Genomic DNA, 16,722 nt, shown 5'->3' on the forward strand with positions numbered 1-16,722 from the left:
GCCCAATCGACGCTTGCCGCGAAAGGCAGCGGGCCGAACGCTGCGCCGGCAATGCCGAAGACGAACGACGCCCCCTGATTGCGCCGAGATGGTCGCGGCCGAAATACTGCGCATAGCCGGCGGCGTTGATGGCTTGCTGCGAACCGTACGCCCCTCCCAGACTCAGCGCGTACAGCACACTGATGGCGACGCCGCTGCTAAACGCCGGAAGAGCCGTCGCCAGCGCAAGCATGAACATCGCGAGCGGAACCAGGTGCCGGGGTTCATAGCGATCCACCAGAAATCCGGTGCCGAGTGTCGCAACGGCTTGAACGCCGGCAAGAAGCGACAGCAGTAGCAGCGCGTCGCTATGCGCAATTCCGGCCGTCCGCAAGATTGAGAAGTGATTGAGCAAGAGCGCGGTGCGATGGCATTGGTGAGAAAGCCTGCCGCGCACAGCAGCCAGAATACGCCGGTACGGAGCGCCTGCTTGCGCGTAAGCGAAGGCTCCTCCCGTAGATCTTGCGTAGTCGGCGGCAGCCCGGCGTCCGTGCTGAGGCCGTATTTCTCCGGCCGATCGCGAAACAGGGCAGCCGCAACCGGCACAATGGTGAGTGCAACAAGTCCGGCGAGGGCGAGATAGGCGCCTCGCCAGCCGTAGAGCGAGATCAGGCTATCGATCAGCTTCGGGAAGGTCATGGAACCGGCCGCGAGTCCGAGACTGGCTGCTGCAGCGGCAATCCCGCGCCGACGTACGAACCATAGATTGACGACCTGCTGACTGACGAGGCTGAGGCCGCCGATCGCAGCGCCGCGCAACAGCGCGAAGCCGATGAGCAACATCATTGCTGTTTGCACAGCCGCCATGAGCGTGCAGGCCAGGGCGAGGCCACCGGCGATGATGGTCGCCGTTAGGCGCGGTCCGCGCCGGTCGATCCAGCGACCGATCACGGGTGCCGGCAGGATTCCCGCAAGCGTTCCCACTGCATAAGCGATTGAGGCTGATGTGCGAGAGATTCCGAGATCGGCGGTGATGGGGTCGAAGAAAACGGAAACGCCTGCCGTTTGGCCGGGCAGCGTCATGAACGAGCCGAATGTGCCCGCGCCCAGTACGATCCAGCCATAATGGAGAGCCGACGTTCGGGGGCTCACCATCCGCATCTGATCAACTCGCCCGGCGTGTCGCCGCCGCCGGCGCGTCACTCGCAAATCCCTCGCAGCAATGCTCGCGCAAGAACGCGATGACTCCGTCCATGCGATCGTATCGAGCGCGGCAGATCACCGTGCGCCCGTTTTTCTCCTGTGCGACGAGGCCAGCGGTGACCAGCCCGCGGAGATGAAAGGCGAGCGTCGAGGCCGGTACGTCGAGGCGGGTCTGGATATCGGTGATGCTAAGGCCGGGCGGCCCGGCTCGAACCAGCAGCCGATATATGTCCAGGCGCGTCAAATTGCCTAGTTCCGCCAGACAGCGCGCAGCGATTTTCCGGTTCATGGGTTCCACGATACCGCAAACCCTAGGGAATTACAACTATAATGCTAGTTTTATGGTCTGATGGAGATCGAGCTCCGAAAGTAACGCGACCTTTGTTGGCGCGTTGGCGCTAAAGGACTAGAATGGGTCTTGTCTTGCGATCGAGGAAAGCCGGCAATGCAAACGCAATCGGTTATTACGTGTCCGGTCTGTCATCACGCGTCAGCCGAGACCATGCCGACTGACGCCTGCCAGTTCTTCTACGATTGCAAGGGGTGCGGGGCCCGGCTCAAGCCCAAGAGCGGCGATTGCTGCGTCTTTTGTTCGTACGGATCGGTCCCTTGTCCGCCGATCCAGCAGAACGGAAAGTGCTGTTGATGCCAGCCTCCGCCGGAGCGGTCTCAACTGTATTTCCAATATTCTAGAAATATAGTTGACCGCGCCGGCGGCTCGGTGCATTGTCTCGTCATGAAGATCGACGACGCAGCAGCACGCCTGGAAGCCCTGGGTAACCGGACACGGCTTCAGATCTATCGGGCCCTGGTCCGGGCCGGACGGTCGGGCATGCCCGTCGGCCGCTTGCAGGACAAGCTGAAGATCCCGGCCTCGACGCTGTCGCATCACATCAAGTCTCTGGTCTCGGTCGGACTCATCAGCCAGGTCCGCGAATCGACGACCCTGGTCTGTCACGCGAACTATGACTTGATGCGGGGCCTGGTCGATTTCCTCGCGGCGGAGTGCTGTGCGGACGAAGCCGGATGCAAGGGCGCCCGGACAGCGGCCTGATTTTTTTCGGCTCTGTTATTCGAAATTTCTAGAATTATAGGATGACAAGATGCGTGATGGGAAGATGGTAGCTATCGTCGGGGCAGGGCCCGTCGGCCTCGCCGCGGCCGCGCATGTGCTCGCACGGGGCATGTCGCCCGTTGTGCTGGAGGCCGGGCCGGAGGCTGGACATGCGATCCGCCAGTGGCAGCACGTGCAGCTGTTCTCGCCGTGGGAGTACAACATCGACAAGGCCGCCGCGCGTCTGCTCGCGCCGACGGGATGGAATTCGCCGGACCCTCAGTCCTATCCGACCGGCGGCGAGTTGCTCGATCGATATCTTACGCCGCTTGCGACGCGAACGCCGCTGCGTGAGGCGATCCGGACCTCCAGCCGCGTCTCGGCGATCAGCCGTGTCGGCTTCGACAAGGCCAGGACCAGAGGACGCGAGCAGGCGCCGTTCGAGATCCGCTACCGGAACGGCCGCGGCCCCGAGGTGCTGCGCGCGGATGCCGTGATCGATACGTCAGGCACATGGTTCTCCCCCAATCCGGCCGGGAGCAACGGTTTGCCGGCGATCGGCGAGCCCGAGTGCGCCGGCCGCGTCGCCTACGGCATGCCGGATGTGCGAGGCGCCGCTCGTTCCAGATATGCCGGGAAGACCGTTGCCGTCCTGGGCGCCGGCCATTCCGCCGTGGGTACGCTGATCGATCTCGTGCATCTCGCGGGCGAGGTGCCGGGTACGCAACCGGTCTGGCTCTTGCGCGGCGCCGATCCCGCCAAGGCTTTCGGCGGCGGCCGCAACGACAAGCTGGCCGCGCGCGGCGAGCTCGGCAGCGCCTTCGCCGCGCTCGTTGCCGCCGGGAAGATCAGGATCGAAACCGAATTCGGCGTCACGCACCTTTCGGACTCCGAGGGCCGGCTCAAGATCGCCGCCGGCGCCTTGAGCGGTGCGCGACACGTGATCGCGGACGAATTGATCGTGTCGACCGGTTTCCGTCCCGACTTTTCGTTCCTGTCCGAGCTGCGCCTGCGGCTCGATCCCGCCATCGAGGCACCGGTCGCGCTGGCGCCGCTGATCGATCCCAACGAGCATAGCTGCGGCACGGTGCGCCCGCACGGCGCCCGCGAGCTCGCGCATGACGAGCCGGGTTTCTACCTGGCCGGCATGAAGTCATATGGCAGGGCCCCGACCTTCCTCATGATGACGGGCTATGAGCAGGTCCGCTCGATCGTGGCCGATATCGCCGGCGACAAGCGCGCCGCGGCGAGAGTCGAGCTTGTGCTGCCCGAGACCGGCGTCTGTACGCGCGGCGGCCTTGAGACCGCTGCCGCCGCGTCGGGATGCTGCGGCGGGCCGGCGAAGGACGTTTCGTCGGCCTGCTGCGCCGCCGACGAAACCGCGAAGACGTCGGGCGCTTCGGGGTGTGGCTGTTCATGAGGCACTCCGCTCCGCACCCGCTCGCCGAAGGACCGGCGCTCGGCACCCTGCCAACCCCGGCGCTGTCTTCCCCGCAATGGAGGGCAAAATTCGAAGCTTGAGCGGCCGGTCTCTGATTGCGGTGATGTGCATCGGCCAGGTCGGCAACCTGCTGCCGCATGTGACGCTGTCCGCGAACCTGGCGCAGCACCTGATGCCGGCGTGGGGACTTTCCGCGGCCGAAGGCGGCCTGATGGCAAGCGGCTATGCGTTCGGCTACATGCTCGCAGTGCCGGTGCTGACGACGCTGACCGACCGGATCGATGCGCGGCTGGTCCTGCTCTGGGGCTCGATCGTCAGCGGGCTCGCCACCGCGGCGTTCGGCATGTTCGCGCAGGGGTTCTGGTCGGGCACGGCGATCTGGTCGCTTGCAGGGCTCGGATTTGCGGGCGCCTACATGCCCGGCCTGAAAGCCCTGACGGACCGGCTTCCCGCGGGCGACACCTCGCGGGCCGTCACGCTGTACACGTCGAGCTTCTCGGTGGGTGTCGGCCTCTCGTTCCTGGTGGCGCAACTGATCGCCGACAGGTGGGGTTGGCGGACGGCTTTCCTCGTGACCGGCTTCGGTCCGGTCGCAATGGTCGGCGCGTGCCTCCTGATCGACCCGCGGCGACCCGTGCCGAAAGCCGGGCGTCTGCTGAACTTCGCCCCCGTCTTCGCCAATCGCGAGGCGCTCGGATACATCCTCGGCTATGGTGCGCACTGCTTCGAGCTCTACGGCATCCGCACCTGGCTGGTGGGGTTCTGGACCTTCGTCGTTGCCCATCAGGGCGCGCCGGCGTGGTTGAGCCCCGTTGTGCTGAGCTTCTGCTTCGCGGTGATCTCGATGCCCGCTAGCATCCTTGGCAACGAGGCGGCGCTGAAATTCGGCCGCCATCGCGCGATCACGATCGTGATGATTGCGTCGGCTTGCGTCGCGCTGGTCATTGGCCTCAACGCGACGGCCCCGGCATGGCTGCTCGCGCTGCTGCTGCTCCTCTATGGCCTGACCGTGCCGGCCGATTCCGGCGCGTTGACCGCGGGCATGTCGGCCGCCGCCGCATCCGAACATCGCGGCGCGACGCTCGCCTTGCACTCGACGGTTGGTTTCGGCCTGTCAGCGGTTGGCGCGTGGGGGACCGGCGCTGCGCTCGACGCGGCCGGCGGCCCGCAGAGCGCGACCGGCTGGCTGCTGGCGTTCATCGTCCTCGCCGCCGGCATCGCGCTGGGGCCGCTCGCGCTGCTGTGGGCGCGGAGCGGCGCCGACGGGGGCCGGAAGCGGACAATCAAACGGGCAGGACTAGAACGTCTCTGATGCCTCGCTCGCGCCGTCATCGTCGGCCTGGAGGATGGTCTCCGACAGCAGCGCAGCGGCTTTCTGCAGCGGAGCGATGAACCGATCCAGCTCGGCGAAGCTCACGCGGGCCACGGGAACGGAGACGCCGAGGCACGCGATCAGTTCGCGATCCGGAGACAGGATGGGAACGGCGCAGCCGACGACCCCTCGCACGTACTCTTCGTTGGTCTTGGCCCAGCCGCGTTTGCGCGTCTCGTCGAGGACTTTCATCAGGCTCTCGACGTCGACGATCGTCGTCTCGGTGTATTTGGTGAGCGCGAGTGCGCGGCACAGATTCTCGCGCGCTCGCTCCGGCAATCGGCTCATGTAGATCTTGCCGGTCGACGTGCAGTGGAGCGGTGCCGCTTCGCCCGGATTGAACTGGAGCCCCTGCGGTTGCGACACGCGGACGCTGTCGACGTAGGCGACGACATTGTCCCGCACGACACCGATCTCGCATTGCTCGCCGATTTCGGCCGCGACTGCGCGGAGCACGGCGTGCCGGCGCGCGGTGCGGAAAGCTGCGCCGATGACCTTGGCCGACAGCGTGACCAGCTGGTTGCCGACCACGTAGCGCTTCGTTCCCAGCGCTTTCTGAAGCAGCCCGCGCTGCTCCAGATTGCCGATGAGGCGATGCGCCGTCGGCAGCGGGAGAGCCAGCGCGTTGGCGATTTCCGCAACCGAGACAGCTCTGACTTGACCGGCGACATGGCCAACGATGGCGAAGGCCCGGTCGAGCGGTCCGTCGGATTTGGTTTGCGGCATCTACTCATCCTTGCGTGACATCCCATATAATTATCATTTTTCGGAATAAATACTATTGAAATATGAAAATTACTCTTGGCCGCACCGGCGGATTGCTCATATCGTTGGCGCCGCCGAAAGGTGATCAGGATTTGTGCAGCGCAGCCAGAGCCCTGCCGGGCGCGCTCATCAGGAGAGTGGGATGTCTCGCCATTACGACGTCGGTGCCGTGCGGAAGGAATTTCCGGCTGTCGAGCGCATCACCTATCTCGACGCCGGCTTCCAGACGCCGCTCGCGCGCCCGGTCAAGGCGGCGATCGATCTCTTCCTCCGCGAGGGCCTTGAGACGGCCGGCCCCAAGAGCGTGTGGCTCGATCGCGTCGAGCAGACCCGCGAGAAGCTGGCGCGGTTTCTCGGCGTAGCGGCCGACGAGATCGCCTTCACCAAGAACACCTCGGAAAGCATGAACATTGCCGCCAACGCGCTGCCCCTGCGCGCCGGCGACAAGGTGCTGATGATCCTTGGCGATCATCCCAACAACGCCTATGCGTTCCTCAATCTGCGGCGCAAGGGCGTGACGGTCGAGTTCGTGCCGATGACGGAGATCGTGAACGCCGACAGCCTTCGTCCGCACATCGACGCGAGCACGCGGGCGATCTCGATGTCGCAGGTGACCTTCCACGCCGGTCATCGTTTTGACGTCGAAAGCATCGGCGCCCTCTGTGACGAGAAGGGGCTCTATTTCGTCGTCGACGTCATGCAGGCGATCGGCGTCGTGCCGATCGATGCGAAAGCCATGCGGGCGACCTTCATCGGGTCGGGCAGCCACAAGGGCTTGCTCGTGCCGCAGGGGCTTGGGCTGCTGTATTGGGACAAATCGAGGATCGAGCTCGAGCCCGCCTATCTCGCCGCCGCCAGCCTTGCGGAGGTCCCGGCCGATCTCATCGCCCGGCCCGACCAACTCGAGCTTGCCCCGAGCGCGCGTCGCTTCGAGCTCGGCAATTTCAATCTTCCGGCGATCCATGCGCTCGGTGCCTCCCTCGACATGATCGAAGCGCTGGGTGTGCAGAACATCCAGAACCATTGTCTCGATCTCGGCGATCATCTCATCGCGGGGCTCGACGCGCTGGACGTTCGTCTCGTCGGTCCCCGCGATCGGCAGCACCGCGCGCCGCACATCTACGTCATCGCGCTTCCTGCGGGCGAATGGCTCGGTCATTTCGAGCAGAATGGCGTCCGCGTGTCGCCGGAGCGCGATGGCATTCGCGTGTCGTTCGGGATGTTCAACACTTTCGCCGATGTCGATCGCCTGATCGACATCATCAAGCGGCGCAGCGTGAAGCCGTCGTCCAGGGCCGCCTAGGCTGTTCTTCAGAGGGGAGATGCACATGACGAGTTTTGCGCGTGTATGGGGCGGCCTAATCGGCCTTGCGGCCGTCGGCACCCTCGCTGGGCCGTCGATCGCGGCCGACAGCCCCACGCTCGCCAAGATCAAATCGAGCGGTGCCATCACCATCGGCCACCGCGAGGCCTCCATTCCGTTCTCGTATCTCGGTCCCGATCAAAAGCCGATCGGCTTTTCACTGGACCTCTGCGCCGGCATCGTCGAGCGCATCAAGGTGGAGCTCAGCCTGCCCAATCTCGCCGTCAACTATACGCCGGTGAACTCGTCCAACCGGATTCCGCTCATCCAAAGCGGCACCGTCGATATCGAGTGTGGCGGCACGGCGAACGACAGGAAGCGGCAGGAGCAGGTCTCGTTCTCCGTCGCCACCTTCGTCAGCCAGCCGCGCTGGCTGGTCAAGGCCGACAGCGGCGTGAAGACGGCCGGCGATCTCAAGGGCAAGACGATCGTCGTGACCCAGGGTTCCAATGCCGTCGGCTTCGCGCAAGGCGTGAATGCCAAGGAGCAGCTCGGCTTCAACATCGTCCAGGCGAAAGACCACGCGGAATCCTTCCTGATGCTCAACACCGGCCGCGCGGCCGCCTTCATGGAGGACGATATCCTGCTCGCCGGCCTCAAGGCCGCGGCTCCGAAGCCGGACGCGCTGATATTTCTCCCCGAGGGTTACGCGAAGATCTATTATGGTCTGATGTTCACGAAGGGCGATGCCGGCTTCAAGGCGCTCGTCGACGACGTCCTGTCGAAGCAGATGGCGTCGGGGCAGTTCGAAAAGACCTACGCGAAGTGGTTCACGCGGGGGATTCCGCCAAAGGGCGAGAATCTTGCCTTTCCGCTGACCGACGAACTGAAGGAACGGATCGCGCATCCCAGCGATGCCGTCGATTAGTCGGAGAACCATATCGCGGAATCTTTCCGCACGCTGATCCTCTCTTGTATCCGGAGCTTCGAGGTTCGCCATGTTCGCGGTGCTCTTTGAACAGACGGCGGATGGCCAGCGCTACATCGACTGGCTTCTGTCGGGCCTCGGCTGGACCCTGGCCCTGGCGTTCTTCGGCTGGTGGATTGCCTTTGCGATCGGGATCGTCGTCGGGATCGGCCGCACCGTGCAGAACCGGGCCATCGCTGCGCTTGCGCGCCTGTATGTGGAGATTTTCCGCAACATCCCCGTCCTGGCGCAGATGTTTCTCTGGTACTTCGTCCTGCCGGAGATTCTTCCCGTCACGCTCGGAAATGCCATCAAGCAGATTCCGCCGCCCTGGGGATCATTCGTCCCCGCACTTCTGTGCCTCGGCCTCTACACCGCGGCCCGGATCGCCGAGCAGGTTCGGGCCGGGATCGATGCCCTGCCGAGAGGGCAGACCGAGGCGGCAAGCGCACTCGGACTCACCGCCTATCTGACCTACCGCCATATCATCGTGCCGCAGGCGCTGCGTTTGATCGTGCCAAGCCTCACCAGCGAGGTGATGGGCATCTACAAGAACACCTCGGTCGCACTGACGATCGGGCTGATGGAGCTCACGGCTCAGGCGCGCCAGATCAGCGAGGCGACGTTCCAGACCTTCACGGCTTTCGGCGCCGCGACCCTGATCTATCTCGCGCTGGCGCTGATCGCCTATCAGGGGATGGCGCTGATCGACAGGGCCGTGCGCATTCCGGGCACAGGGCGTGCGGAGGATGCGATCGAGCCGAGCCTGGCCGACGACGTCGGGCAGGCCGGCTCGTTGCCCTCAGGGATGGAGGTCGTGAAATGAACAGCCTCGATTTCTCGATTGTTCTGCAGGCGTGGCCCTATCTCTGGTCCGGATTGCTGTTTTCGCTGGCGCTGACCGCGGTAGCCTTCGTGGTCGGCATGATCCTGGGCACCTGCCTTGCGCTGTTGCAGCACTTCGAAGTGCCCGTGATCGGGAAGGTCGTGCGCGGCTACATCGCCCTGATCCGCTCGATCCCCCTGATCCTCGTCCTGTTCTGGTTCTTCTTCCTGGTGCCGATCGTGCTCGGCCATCTCAGCGGAAACGGTCGCCCGATTCCGATCGGCGCCACCTGGACCGCCTTCATCACCTTCGGCCTGTTCGAGGCGGCCTATTATTCGGAAATCATCCGCGTCGGATTGCGCGCGGTGAACCGCGGACAGTTCGAGGCGTGCCAGGCGCTCGCACTGTCCACCTTCGAGACCTATCGCAGCGTGATCCTGCCGCAGGTGCTCCGCGTGGCGAGCCCGATCATCCTGAGCCAGACCATCATCCTGTTCCAGGATACCTCGCTGGTCTACGTGCTCTCGCTCACCGACCTGCTCGGCGCGGCCTCGAAGCTTGCGCAGCTCAACGGCCGTCTCGTCGAGATGTATCTCGTGGTCGTCGTGGTCTACCTCGCCATCAGTTCGGCGGCATCGCAAGGCGTCGCGCTGTTGCGCAAGCGCTATGCGATCGCCGGAGCGCGCCGATGAAAAATCCTGGGGAGACGAAGATGGTTCGGGAGATTGCCGCGAACGAGACGAGCCGATCCGCGGCCATCGTCACCGTGGAAAACGTGGTGAAGCGGTTCGGCCGCTTCACGGCCCTGAGTGACGTCAATCTCAGCGTGAGGGCAGGCGAGAAGATCGTTCTTTGCGGACCTTCGGGCTCGGGCAAGTCGACGCTGATCCGTTGCATCAACCACATCGAGAAGCATGACGGCGGCCGCATCGTCGTCGACGGCATCGAGCTGTCGGACCGGATGAGCGACATCAACGACGTCCGCCGCGAGGTCGGCATGGTGTTCCAGAGCTTTAACCTGTTTCCGCATCTCTCAGTCGTCGAGAACTGCATGCTGGCCCCGATCAAGGTGCGCGGTCTGTCGCGCGCGGAGGCGCATGAGCGTGCGATCGGTGTCTTGCGCAAGGTACGCATCCACGACCAGGCGAGCAAATATCCGGGACAGCTCTCCGGCGGCCAGCAGCAGCGCGTTGCCATTGCCCGCGCCCTCTGCATGCAGCCGAAGATCATGCTGTTCGACGAGCCGACCTCCGCACTCGATCCGGAGATGGTCAAGGAGGTGCTCGACACCATGGTAGAGCTCGCGCGCGACGGAATGACCATGGTGTGCGTCACGCACGAGATGGGCTTTGCCCGCGAAGTCGCTGACCGGGTGGTCTTCATGGATCGCGGCTCGATCGTCGAGGAGGCCGATCCTGAAACCTTCTTCAATGCGCCGAGCACGGAGCGCGCGAAGGCGTTCCTCGGCCAGATCATTCATTGATCGGGAGCGACGTCAGGTTTCAGGAAGATGGCGGCACGCGACTGCGAATTCGTATGCTTGCGGGAGCCTGGCATCCAAATCCAACTCTAGGCTCCGACATGAAAACACCCGCGGCGGATTGCTCCGCGCGGGTGTTACGAACTTTCGATCTTCCCATTCTGCCAGTGTTTTGCCCGACAAGTCAAAGGCGGCAAAAATGGTCGCGTGGCCGAGGTCGCGCGGCTGCTGATGGGTCGCTTAAATTAGCTAACAGTTTCAATGCCCCCGCTACTGTGCATGGGGTTGTTTTTTCAGTTCTTGTTTTGAGCGTGCCTTAGCAATCGTGCTCAGCGCCGTCCGCGCGGCGTCTCGGCCTTGGCCGGCACCTCGGTCTGCGGCGCGCAGGTCGCGGCCGCAAGCGTCGCTTGCGCCTGCGGCATCAGGCCGGGCTCGGCGGCCAGGGCCTTCATCACGATCAGGCCGGTGGTAGCAGGGGAATCGATGATCAGGCGGTCGGCCGCGGTGATCTCCTCGTCCTCGGGCAGCTCGTTGTGCTGCGCTTCGGTCATCAGGTCGAGCTCGATCACCTTCTTGCCCGCCGAGCGGTCGTTGATGGCGTAATAGGCGATCTCGTTGCGGGTGTAGAACGACACCGAGGTGTAGGCCTGGCTGACGGGGACGGTGAGCTTGATCGGCCCGCCCGACAGGTCGTAGCGGCAGATCGCCAGCGCAAAGGCCGGGTCCATGAACGGCATCGGCGAGGTGTTGGGATCGGCGAGGGGAAGCTGGGTGACGCCGTTGAGCTTGGTCATCGGCGTCAGCCGCGAATAGGCGTCCTGCGTCGCGATGCGCGGCAGCGCCAGCACGCTGACGAGATGGACGACGAGGCCGAGCACCACGCCGGCAACGATGGTGAAGGCGAGCCGGATCATGAGCAGCCCACCGTCGAGATCGTCGGCATCGGCGCATCGCGCTGGGTGCGCGTCGCAACGCCGACCGGGGTGTCGTAGAGGCGCAGCATCAGGGCGTAGCGCTCGATGCCGCCGGTCGGCAGCCAGTTGCCGGAGCGCGAGCGCGAGGCGATGCGGATCTCGAATGTGCCGTCGGACTGCCGCACGATCTCCTGGCTGGTGAAGCCGTAGCGCTGCAGCGAATTGGCGACGAGATGCCCCTTGCGGTCGTACAGCGTCAGCGTCCAGAACCGCGCCGGCGGCGTCACGCCGGAGACGATCACATCGCAGCGGCCGTCGAGCGCCTTCTTCTTGTCGTCGGCGGTGGCGGTGAAGGCGACCCCGTCGCCGGTGCCGATCGGCAGCTCGCCGTTGCGCACGATGGTGGCGCGCGAATAGGGGTCGACGTCGGCGGTGCCGGTGCGCGGGCGCGCGGTCCAGGGGCCGATGGTCAGCGCGCCGATCTCGGTGCCGCGCGTCGTCGTCATCCAGGTCGCGCCGACGCCCACCACGGTCGCGAGCAGGAGGGCAGTCAATGTGGTCAGGATCAGCCGCACGGGTTTCGATCAGTTCTTACGCGGGGCGGATGCGTTCGCATTCTCTTCCGCATAGTTCTGCGGGAAGGCGAGCGCGCTTGTCGATGAGGCCGGCCTGGCGGGCTTGCCGTCGCTCGCGGCCGACTTGTTCGCGGTCTTGGCCGCTTCATCCAGCAGCTTCTCGACGCGCACCAGGATGTCGGCGCCGCGCTTGGTCAGCACGGGCGGCGGACCGGGCTTGGTCTCCAGCACTTTTGGCGCTGCATTGGCTTGCGCGGCCATCGGCTGCGGCGGCAGCTTCTGGCCCATGCCGATGCCGGGGATTTCCCGGACCTCGACGCCTTGATGCGCCGCGACCATGATGTCGTGCCAGGTCTGCGCCGGCAGCGAGCCGCCGGTCATGCGGTTGGTCGGCGAATAGTCGTCGTTGCCGTACCAGACCGCGCAGGTGAAATTGCCGGTGTAGCCGACGAACCAGGCATCGCGATACGCATTGGTCGTGCCGGTTTTGCCCGCGGTCGGAATGCCGTCGAGCGCGGCGCGGCGCGCCGTGCCTTCGCTGACGACGTGGCTCATCATCCCGGCCATGTCGGCGGCGATGTTCGGCGGAATGGCCTGCTTCGGCTTCGGGCCGTCGCGGTCCCAGCGCCAGACGAGATCACCGGCGCCGGTGCGCACCTCCAGCACCGAATGCGGCGTCACCGACTTGCCGCGATTGGGGAAGGTCGCGTAGGCAACCGCGTGCTCGAGCACGGTGACTTCGTCCGAGCCGATCGGCAGCGAGGGCGTGTCGGGCAGCGGCGCCTTGAGGCCGAAGCGGCGGGCGACCTCGACGATCTTGGCGCGACCGATCTTGGCCGGGTTCGGCGCCTTCGGTTGCTCCTTCTGCCCGATCGCGATCGAGAGCTTGACCGGCACCACGTTGATCGAGCGCGTGATCGCCTGCGTCAGCGTCACCGCGCCGGAATAGGAATGGCCATAGTTCTGCGGACACCAATTGCCGATGCAGACCGGGCCGTCGACCACGATCGAGTTCGGCGTGAAGCCGTTCAGAAGCGCGGTGGTGTAGACGTAGGGCTTGAACGAGGAGCCGGGCTGGCGATAGGCGTCGGTGGCGCGGTTGAACTGGCTGGCGCCGTAGTCGCGGCCGCCGACCATGGCGCGGATGCCGCCGTCGAGATCGGAGACGACGGTCGCGGCCTGGGTCGCGTGATAGTCGCGGCCGAACTGGCGCAGCTGGTTCTCGATGGCGTCTTCCGCGGCCTTCTGCACGTTGGCGTCGATGGCGAGGCGGACCACGAAGACGCGCTCGGTGTAGGACTTCGGGAAGGTGTCGACCAGCTTGCGCATCTCGTCGAAGGCGTAGTCGAGATAGTAGTTCGGCGAAGCCTCGTCGCGGCGGTCGACCGCGAAGGCGGGGTTGCGGCGGGCGCCGAACACCTGGCCCTCGGTCATGAAGCCGGCATCGACGAGGTTGTCGAGCACGACGTTGGCGCGGGCGCGCGCGGCAGGCAGGTTGATGTGGGGGGCGTATTTGGTCGGCGCCTTGAACAGGCCGGCGAGCATCGCAGCCTCCGCCAGCGTCACGTCGCGCGCGGATTTGTTGAAGTAGAAATGCGCCGCGCCGTCGACGCCGAACGTGCCGCCGCCCATATAGGCGCGGTCGAGATAGAGCTTGAGGATCTCGTTCTTGGTCAGGCGCCATTCCAGCCAGACCGCGAGGAAGGCTTCGTTGACCTTGCGCTCGATGGTGCGCTCGTTGCTCAGGAACAGGTTCTTGGCGAGCTGCTGGGTGATCGAGGAGCCGCCCTGGCGGACGCCGCCGGCCTGGGCGTTGGTGACGAGCGCGCGCGCGGTGCCGGCGATGTCGATGCCGAAATGCTCATAGAAGCGGCGGTCCTCGGTCGCCAGCGTCGCCTTGATCAGCACGTCAGGAAAATCTTCCAGCGGGATCGAGTCGTTGTGCTTGATGCCGCGGCTGCCGATCGGGTTGCCGTAGCGGTCGAGGAAGGTCACCGCGAGGTCGGATTTCTTCAGCCAGTCCTCGTCCGCGGTCTCGCGGAAGGCGGGGATGGCGAGCGTGAGCATCACGACGAGGCCGCCGAGCCCGAGGGTCGCGGCTTCCGACAGCGGCTCGATGAACACCCAGCGCTTCCACCGCCCGACATAGAAGCGGTCCATGAAGGTCGAGTAGCGCTCGTAGAGCTCGCGGATGCCCTTGGCCGAGGAGAACAGCGAGGAGTCGATGCGCGCATCGAGATCCAGGAAGAAATTCCGGACCTTCTGCTTCCAATGCGGTGGTATGATCTGGCGCACCTAGAACCCTTGAGGCTCGGTTCGAAACCGTTCAAGCACCCGGCCGGGGCGGCATCGAGACGTCTTGAGGGAATGTTGCGGCAAACCCAAGGCGCCCGGTTCGCGTCCTTTGGGGACTTGCTGTTCCTTCTAGCCGAGCAGGGCCTATAAACCAATGGTCAGGCTCGCGATTTTGAACAACAGGCCTAATTGACCCCGGGTCATTACGGGCCTCCCGGGGGCGTTGCTTGCAGCATCGCAGGCACACGGCCTAGATGGGTTAACCGTAGCTCTTTCGAACTCTTGTTGAGGCGCATGACCGCAGCTCCCAAACGACCTTCAGGCCAGGAAGGATTCTTCTGGAAAACCAAGACGTTGGAAGAGATGTCGGGGGCCGAATGGGAGAGCCTGTGCGACGGCTGCGGCCGCTGCTGCCTGAACAAGCTCGAGGATGAGGACACCGGCGACATCTATTTCACCCATGTCGGCTGCAAGCTGCTCGATGCCGGGACCTGCGGCTGCAAGGACTACCCGAATCGCTCCGACAAGGTTCCGGACTGCGTCCGCCTGACCCCGGCCAATGTCCGCACCCTGAACTGGCTGCCGCCGAGCTGCGGCTACAAGCTCGTCGCCGAGGGGCGCGACCTCTATTGGTGGCATCCGCTGGTATCGGGTGATCCCAACACCGTGCATGAGGCGGGCGTCTCCGTGCGCGGCCGGGTCGAGGGCAGCGAGGAGGAGATCCCGGACGCGGATCTCGAGGACCACATCGTGCAATGGCCGGCCCTGCTGCCGAAACGGGCCCGCCTGAAGCGACGTCCGAAGGACTGATCCGCCGCACGGATCACGTGTTCGGGATGACCCGGCGGCGGGATGCACCCATGCGCCGCGGTGCCTGCCTGGGAAGAACTTTGCTGTCTACATTGGACTGCATAGAACGAATCCTTCGCGGCGTTGCGCCGCCTCACGGCTTCCGATCGAGATGAACAAGTTCGACCGGCAGAGCAGTTCTGCCGACATCCAGGCGTTGCCCGACGACATTGCCGAAGAGCTGTCCCGCCTTCCGAGCGAGGTCATCAGCGTCGATGACGCGCCGTCCATCGCGCCGCCGGTGCCGCTGACCTCCGACGAGGTCCGCACCATCGTGATCAGCCTGATGCTGACGATGTTTCTGGCAGCCCTCGACCAGACCATCGTCGCGACCGCGCTGCCGACCATCGGGCGCCAGTTCAACGACGTCTCCAATCTGTCCTGGGTCATCACGGCCTATCTGCTCGCCTCGACCGCGGTCGCACCGGTGTTCGGCACGCTGAGCGACATCTACGGCCGCCGCGTCATGATCATCATCTCGCTCAGCCTGTTCGTCGCCGGCTCGGTGCTGTGCGCGATCGCGCCGAACATGCCGATGCTGATCCTGGCGCGCGGTCTCCAGGGATTGGGTGGCGGCGGCATCATGCCTGTCGTGCAGACGGTGATCTCCGACGTCGTGAGCCCGCGCGAGCGCGGCCAGTACCAGGCCTATTTCTCCAGCGTCTGGATGGTGGGCGGCATCCTCGGCCCGGTCATCGGAGGCGTGTTCGCCGAGCATCTGCACTGGTCGATGATCTTCTGGATCAATCTGCCGCTCGCCGCCGCGGCGATCGCGATGCTGCTGCCGAAGATGAACAAGATTCCGGTGTTTCACCGCAAGCGCAAGGTCGACTGGCTCGGCGGCGTTCTGCTGATGGCCTCCGCGGTCGTCTTCATGCTGGTGCTGACCTGGGGCGGCACGCGCTATCCGTGGCTCTCGCCGACCGTGCTTGCGATGGTGGGCGGCGCTGTCGCGCTCGCGGTCACCTTCGTCTGGCACGCGCGCCGCGCCGACGAGCCGTTCCTGCCGCTGAAGCTGCTGACGGGATCGGTGGCGCCGTTCGCGCTGACGGCCGGCGGCTGCGGGCTCGGCGCGATCACGGGCCTCACCGTGCAGCTCCCGCTCTATTACGAGTCGGTCTACCATCTCAGCGCCAGCGAGGCGGGGCTTGCGCTGATTCCGCTCGCGGCGGTCTCGACCTGCGGCGCAGCAATCGCCGGCCGCACCATGGCGCGCGCCAAGCACTACAAGCGCGTCGCCATTGTCGGCACGTCCTGGGCCGCGATTTGCGCGCTGGGCCTGACGCTTACCACCTTGCCGCTCTGGGGCCTGCTGACGCTGATGGCCGCGTTTGCGCTCGGGCTCGGCACGACCTTCCCGGTCTGCGTGGTCTCGCTGCAGAATTCGGTCGCGCGTCCGCAGGTCGGCACCATCACCGGCGCGATGAACTTCTTCCGCTCGCTGATGTCCTCGTTCACAGTCGCGGCCTTCGCCGCCATCCTGCTGATCGCGCTCGGCACCGACATTCCGCTCGCGGGCGAGCATCACGCGGCCGGCGGCATCCCCGCGATCCCCGCCGACGACATGCGGCACGCGTTCCGCTACGTCTTCGGCGCCGCCACCGCGCTGATGACCACCGCCTCGCTCTGCCTGATCATGATGGAGGAGCGGCCGCTGGCCGGCCCGACCGTCACGCAGCAGGTGGAGATGGCGGAGTAG

17 protein-coding genes are annotated in these 16,722 nt (G+C 65.2%); 11 read left to right on the forward strand and 6 right to left on the reverse strand.

Features of this window, described 5'->3' with window-relative positions; genetic code table 11:
* Positions 1–162: 162 nt before the first annotated feature.
* On the reverse strand, positions 163–1,140 hold the full coding sequence (locus tag ACE10W_RS12265; protein WP_304551782.1) for an MFS transporter: 978 nt from the start codon (positions 1,138–1,140) through the stop codon (positions 163–165).
* Between the two features lie 4 nt (positions 1,141–1,144).
* Positions 1,145–1,471, reverse strand: coding sequence for a helix-turn-helix transcriptional regulator (locus ACE10W_RS12270; protein WP_028172265.1), 327 nt, complete (start codon positions 1,469–1,471; stop codon positions 1,145–1,147).
* Between the two features lie 156 nt (positions 1,472–1,627).
* On the opposite strand from ACE10W_RS12270, the gene ACE10W_RS12275 reads away from it, so the two are divergent.
* From ACE10W_RS12275 to ACE10W_RS12290, 4 genes are all read left to right on the forward strand, one after another.
* Entirely contained in the window at positions 1,628–1,828 is a 201-nt protein-coding gene (locus ACE10W_RS12275) for a GDCCVxC domain-containing (seleno)protein (RefSeq protein WP_074077126.1), read from the forward strand.
* Between the two features lie 90 nt (positions 1,829–1,918).
* A complete protein-coding gene (locus ACE10W_RS12280; protein WP_304551784.1) occupies positions 1,919–2,236 on the forward strand; it encodes a helix-turn-helix transcriptional regulator in 318 nt (105 codons plus the stop codon).
* A 49-nt stretch (positions 2,237–2,285) separates the two neighbouring features.
* On the forward strand, positions 2,286–3,656 hold the full coding sequence (locus ACE10W_RS12285; protein ID WP_304551786.1) for an NAD(P)-binding domain-containing protein: 1,371 nt from the start codon (positions 2,286–2,288) through the stop codon (positions 3,654–3,656).
* Positions 3,657–3,780: 124 nt separating this feature from the next.
* A complete protein-coding gene (locus tag ACE10W_RS12290) occupies positions 3,781–4,989 on the forward strand; it encodes an MFS transporter (RefSeq protein WP_038965724.1) in 1,209 nt (402 codons plus the stop codon).
* Here ACE10W_RS12290 and ACE10W_RS12295 read toward each other — a convergent pair.
* The gene (locus tag ACE10W_RS12295; RefSeq protein ID WP_304551788.1) at positions 4,975–5,775 is read right to left on the reverse strand and encodes an IclR family transcriptional regulator; all 801 of its coding nucleotides are present in this window, start codon (positions 5,773–5,775) and stop codon (positions 4,975–4,977) included. The two genes, ACE10W_RS12290 and ACE10W_RS12295, sit on opposite strands and share 15 nt — an antisense overlap.
* A gap of 181 nt (positions 5,776–5,956) precedes the next feature.
* On the opposite strand from ACE10W_RS12295, the gene ACE10W_RS12300 reads away from it, so the two are divergent.
* The 5 genes from ACE10W_RS12300 (at position 5,957) to ACE10W_RS12320 (ending at position 10,393) form a co-directional block, all read left to right on the forward strand.
* Complete coding sequence (locus ACE10W_RS12300; RefSeq protein ID WP_304551790.1) at positions 5,957–7,117, forward strand: aminotransferase class V-fold PLP-dependent enzyme; 1,161 nt, start codon at positions 5,957–5,959, stop codon at positions 7,115–7,117.
* Positions 7,118–7,136: 19 nt separating this feature from the next.
* On the forward strand, positions 7,137–8,045 hold the full coding sequence (locus ACE10W_RS12305) for an amino acid ABC transporter substrate-binding protein (protein ID WP_271555848.1): 909 nt from the start codon (positions 7,137–7,139) through the stop codon (positions 8,043–8,045).
* A 70-nt stretch (positions 8,046–8,115) separates the two neighbouring features.
* Entirely contained in the window at positions 8,116–8,910 is a 795-nt protein-coding gene (locus tag ACE10W_RS12310; protein WP_271555850.1) for an amino acid ABC transporter permease, read from the forward strand.
* Positions 8,907–9,602 carry an amino acid ABC transporter permease gene (locus ACE10W_RS12315; RefSeq protein ID WP_304551794.1) on the forward strand — a complete coding sequence of 232 codons (696 nt, stop codon included), beginning with the start codon at positions 8,907–8,909 and terminating at the stop codon, positions 9,600–9,602. The genes ACE10W_RS12310 and ACE10W_RS12315 overlap by 4 nt, the downstream gene beginning before the upstream one ends.
* A gap of 20 nt (positions 9,603–9,622) precedes the next feature.
* A complete protein-coding gene (locus ACE10W_RS12320) occupies positions 9,623–10,393 on the forward strand; it encodes an amino acid ABC transporter ATP-binding protein (protein WP_304551796.1) in 771 nt (256 codons plus the stop codon).
* Between the two features lie 326 nt (positions 10,394–10,719).
* Here ACE10W_RS12320 and ACE10W_RS12325 read toward each other — a convergent pair whose 3' ends face one another.
* The 3 genes from ACE10W_RS12325 to ACE10W_RS12335 are packed head-to-tail and all read right to left on the reverse strand — an operon-like array spanning position 10,720 to position 14,174.
* Positions 10,720–11,304 (reverse strand): DUF1254 domain-containing protein, encoded by a 585-nt coding sequence (locus ACE10W_RS12325; protein WP_011085884.1) that lies wholly within the window; start codon positions 11,302–11,304, stop codon positions 10,720–10,722.
* The gene (locus tag ACE10W_RS12330; RefSeq protein ID WP_011085885.1) at positions 11,301–11,879 is read right to left on the reverse strand and encodes a DUF1214 domain-containing protein; all 579 of its coding nucleotides are present in this window, start codon (positions 11,877–11,879) and stop codon (positions 11,301–11,303) included. Before ACE10W_RS12330 ends, ACE10W_RS12325 begins: the two co-directional genes overlap by 4 nt.
* Before the next feature lie 9 nt (positions 11,880–11,888).
* Positions 11,889–14,174 (reverse strand): transglycosylase domain-containing protein, encoded by a 2,286-nt coding sequence (locus ACE10W_RS12335; RefSeq protein ID WP_011085886.1) that lies wholly within the window; start codon positions 14,172–14,174, stop codon positions 11,889–11,891.
* A gap of 294 nt (positions 14,175–14,468) precedes the next feature.
* On the opposite strand from ACE10W_RS12335, the gene ACE10W_RS12340 reads away from it, so the two are divergent.
* Both ACE10W_RS12340 and ACE10W_RS12345 read left to right on the forward strand, forming a co-directional pair.
* Positions 14,469–14,984, forward strand: coding sequence for a YcgN family cysteine cluster protein (locus ACE10W_RS12340; protein ID WP_011085887.1), 516 nt, complete (start codon positions 14,469–14,471; stop codon positions 14,982–14,984).
* A 151-nt stretch (positions 14,985–15,135) separates the two neighbouring features.
* Positions 15,136–16,722, forward strand: a complete 1,587-nt coding sequence (locus ACE10W_RS12345; protein ID WP_304551799.1) for an MDR family MFS transporter — start codon at positions 15,136–15,138, stop codon at positions 16,720–16,722.

This window comes from Bradyrhizobium sp. B025, from assembly GCF_042257955.1.
GTDB lineage: Bacteria > Pseudomonadota > Alphaproteobacteria > Rhizobiales > Xanthobacteraceae > Bradyrhizobium > Bradyrhizobium diazoefficiens.

Coding starts and splice junctions, on each gene's coding strand:
- ACE10W_RS12265 (WP_304551782.1), bottom strand. CDS start 1,140: ATGCGGATGGTGAGCCCCCGAACGTCGGCTCTCCATTATGGCTGGATC.
- ACE10W_RS12270 (WP_028172265.1), bottom strand. CDS start 1,471: ATGAACCGGAAAATCGCTGCGCGCTGTCTGGCGGAACTAGGCAATTTG.
- ACE10W_RS12275 (WP_074077126.1), top strand. CDS start 1,628: ATGCAAACGCAATCGGTTATTACGTGTCCGGTCTGTCATCACGCGTCA.
- ACE10W_RS12280 (WP_304551784.1), top strand. CDS start 1,919: ATGAAGATCGACGACGCAGCAGCACGCCTGGAAGCCCTGGGTAACCGG.
- ACE10W_RS12285 (WP_304551786.1), top strand. CDS start 2,286: ATGCGTGATGGGAAGATGGTAGCTATCGTCGGGGCAGGGCCCGTCGGC.
- ACE10W_RS12290 (WP_038965724.1), top strand. CDS start 3,781: ATGTGCATCGGCCAGGTCGGCAACCTGCTGCCGCATGTGACGCTGTCC.
- ACE10W_RS12295 (WP_304551788.1), bottom strand. CDS start 5,775: ATGCCGCAAACCAAATCCGACGGACCGCTCGACCGGGCCTTCGCCATC.
- ACE10W_RS12300 (WP_304551790.1), top strand. CDS start 5,957: ATGTCTCGCCATTACGACGTCGGTGCCGTGCGGAAGGAATTTCCGGCT.
- ACE10W_RS12305 (WP_271555848.1), top strand. CDS start 7,137: ATGCACATGACGAGTTTTGCGCGTGTATGGGGCGGCCTAATCGGCCTT.
- ACE10W_RS12310 (WP_271555850.1), top strand. CDS start 8,116: ATGTTCGCGGTGCTCTTTGAACAGACGGCGGATGGCCAGCGCTACATC.
- ACE10W_RS12315 (WP_304551794.1), top strand. CDS start 8,907: ATGAACAGCCTCGATTTCTCGATTGTTCTGCAGGCGTGGCCCTATCTC.
- ACE10W_RS12320 (WP_304551796.1), top strand. CDS start 9,623: ATGGTTCGGGAGATTGCCGCGAACGAGACGAGCCGATCCGCGGCCATC.
- ACE10W_RS12325 (WP_011085884.1), bottom strand. CDS start 11,304: ATGATCCGGCTCGCCTTCACCATCGTTGCCGGCGTGGTGCTCGGCCTC.
- ACE10W_RS12340 (WP_011085887.1), top strand. CDS start 14,469: ATGACCGCAGCTCCCAAACGACCTTCAGGCCAGGAAGGATTCTTCTGG.
- ACE10W_RS12345 (WP_304551799.1), top strand. CDS start 15,136: ATGAACAAGTTCGACCGGCAGAGCAGTTCTGCCGACATCCAGGCGTTG.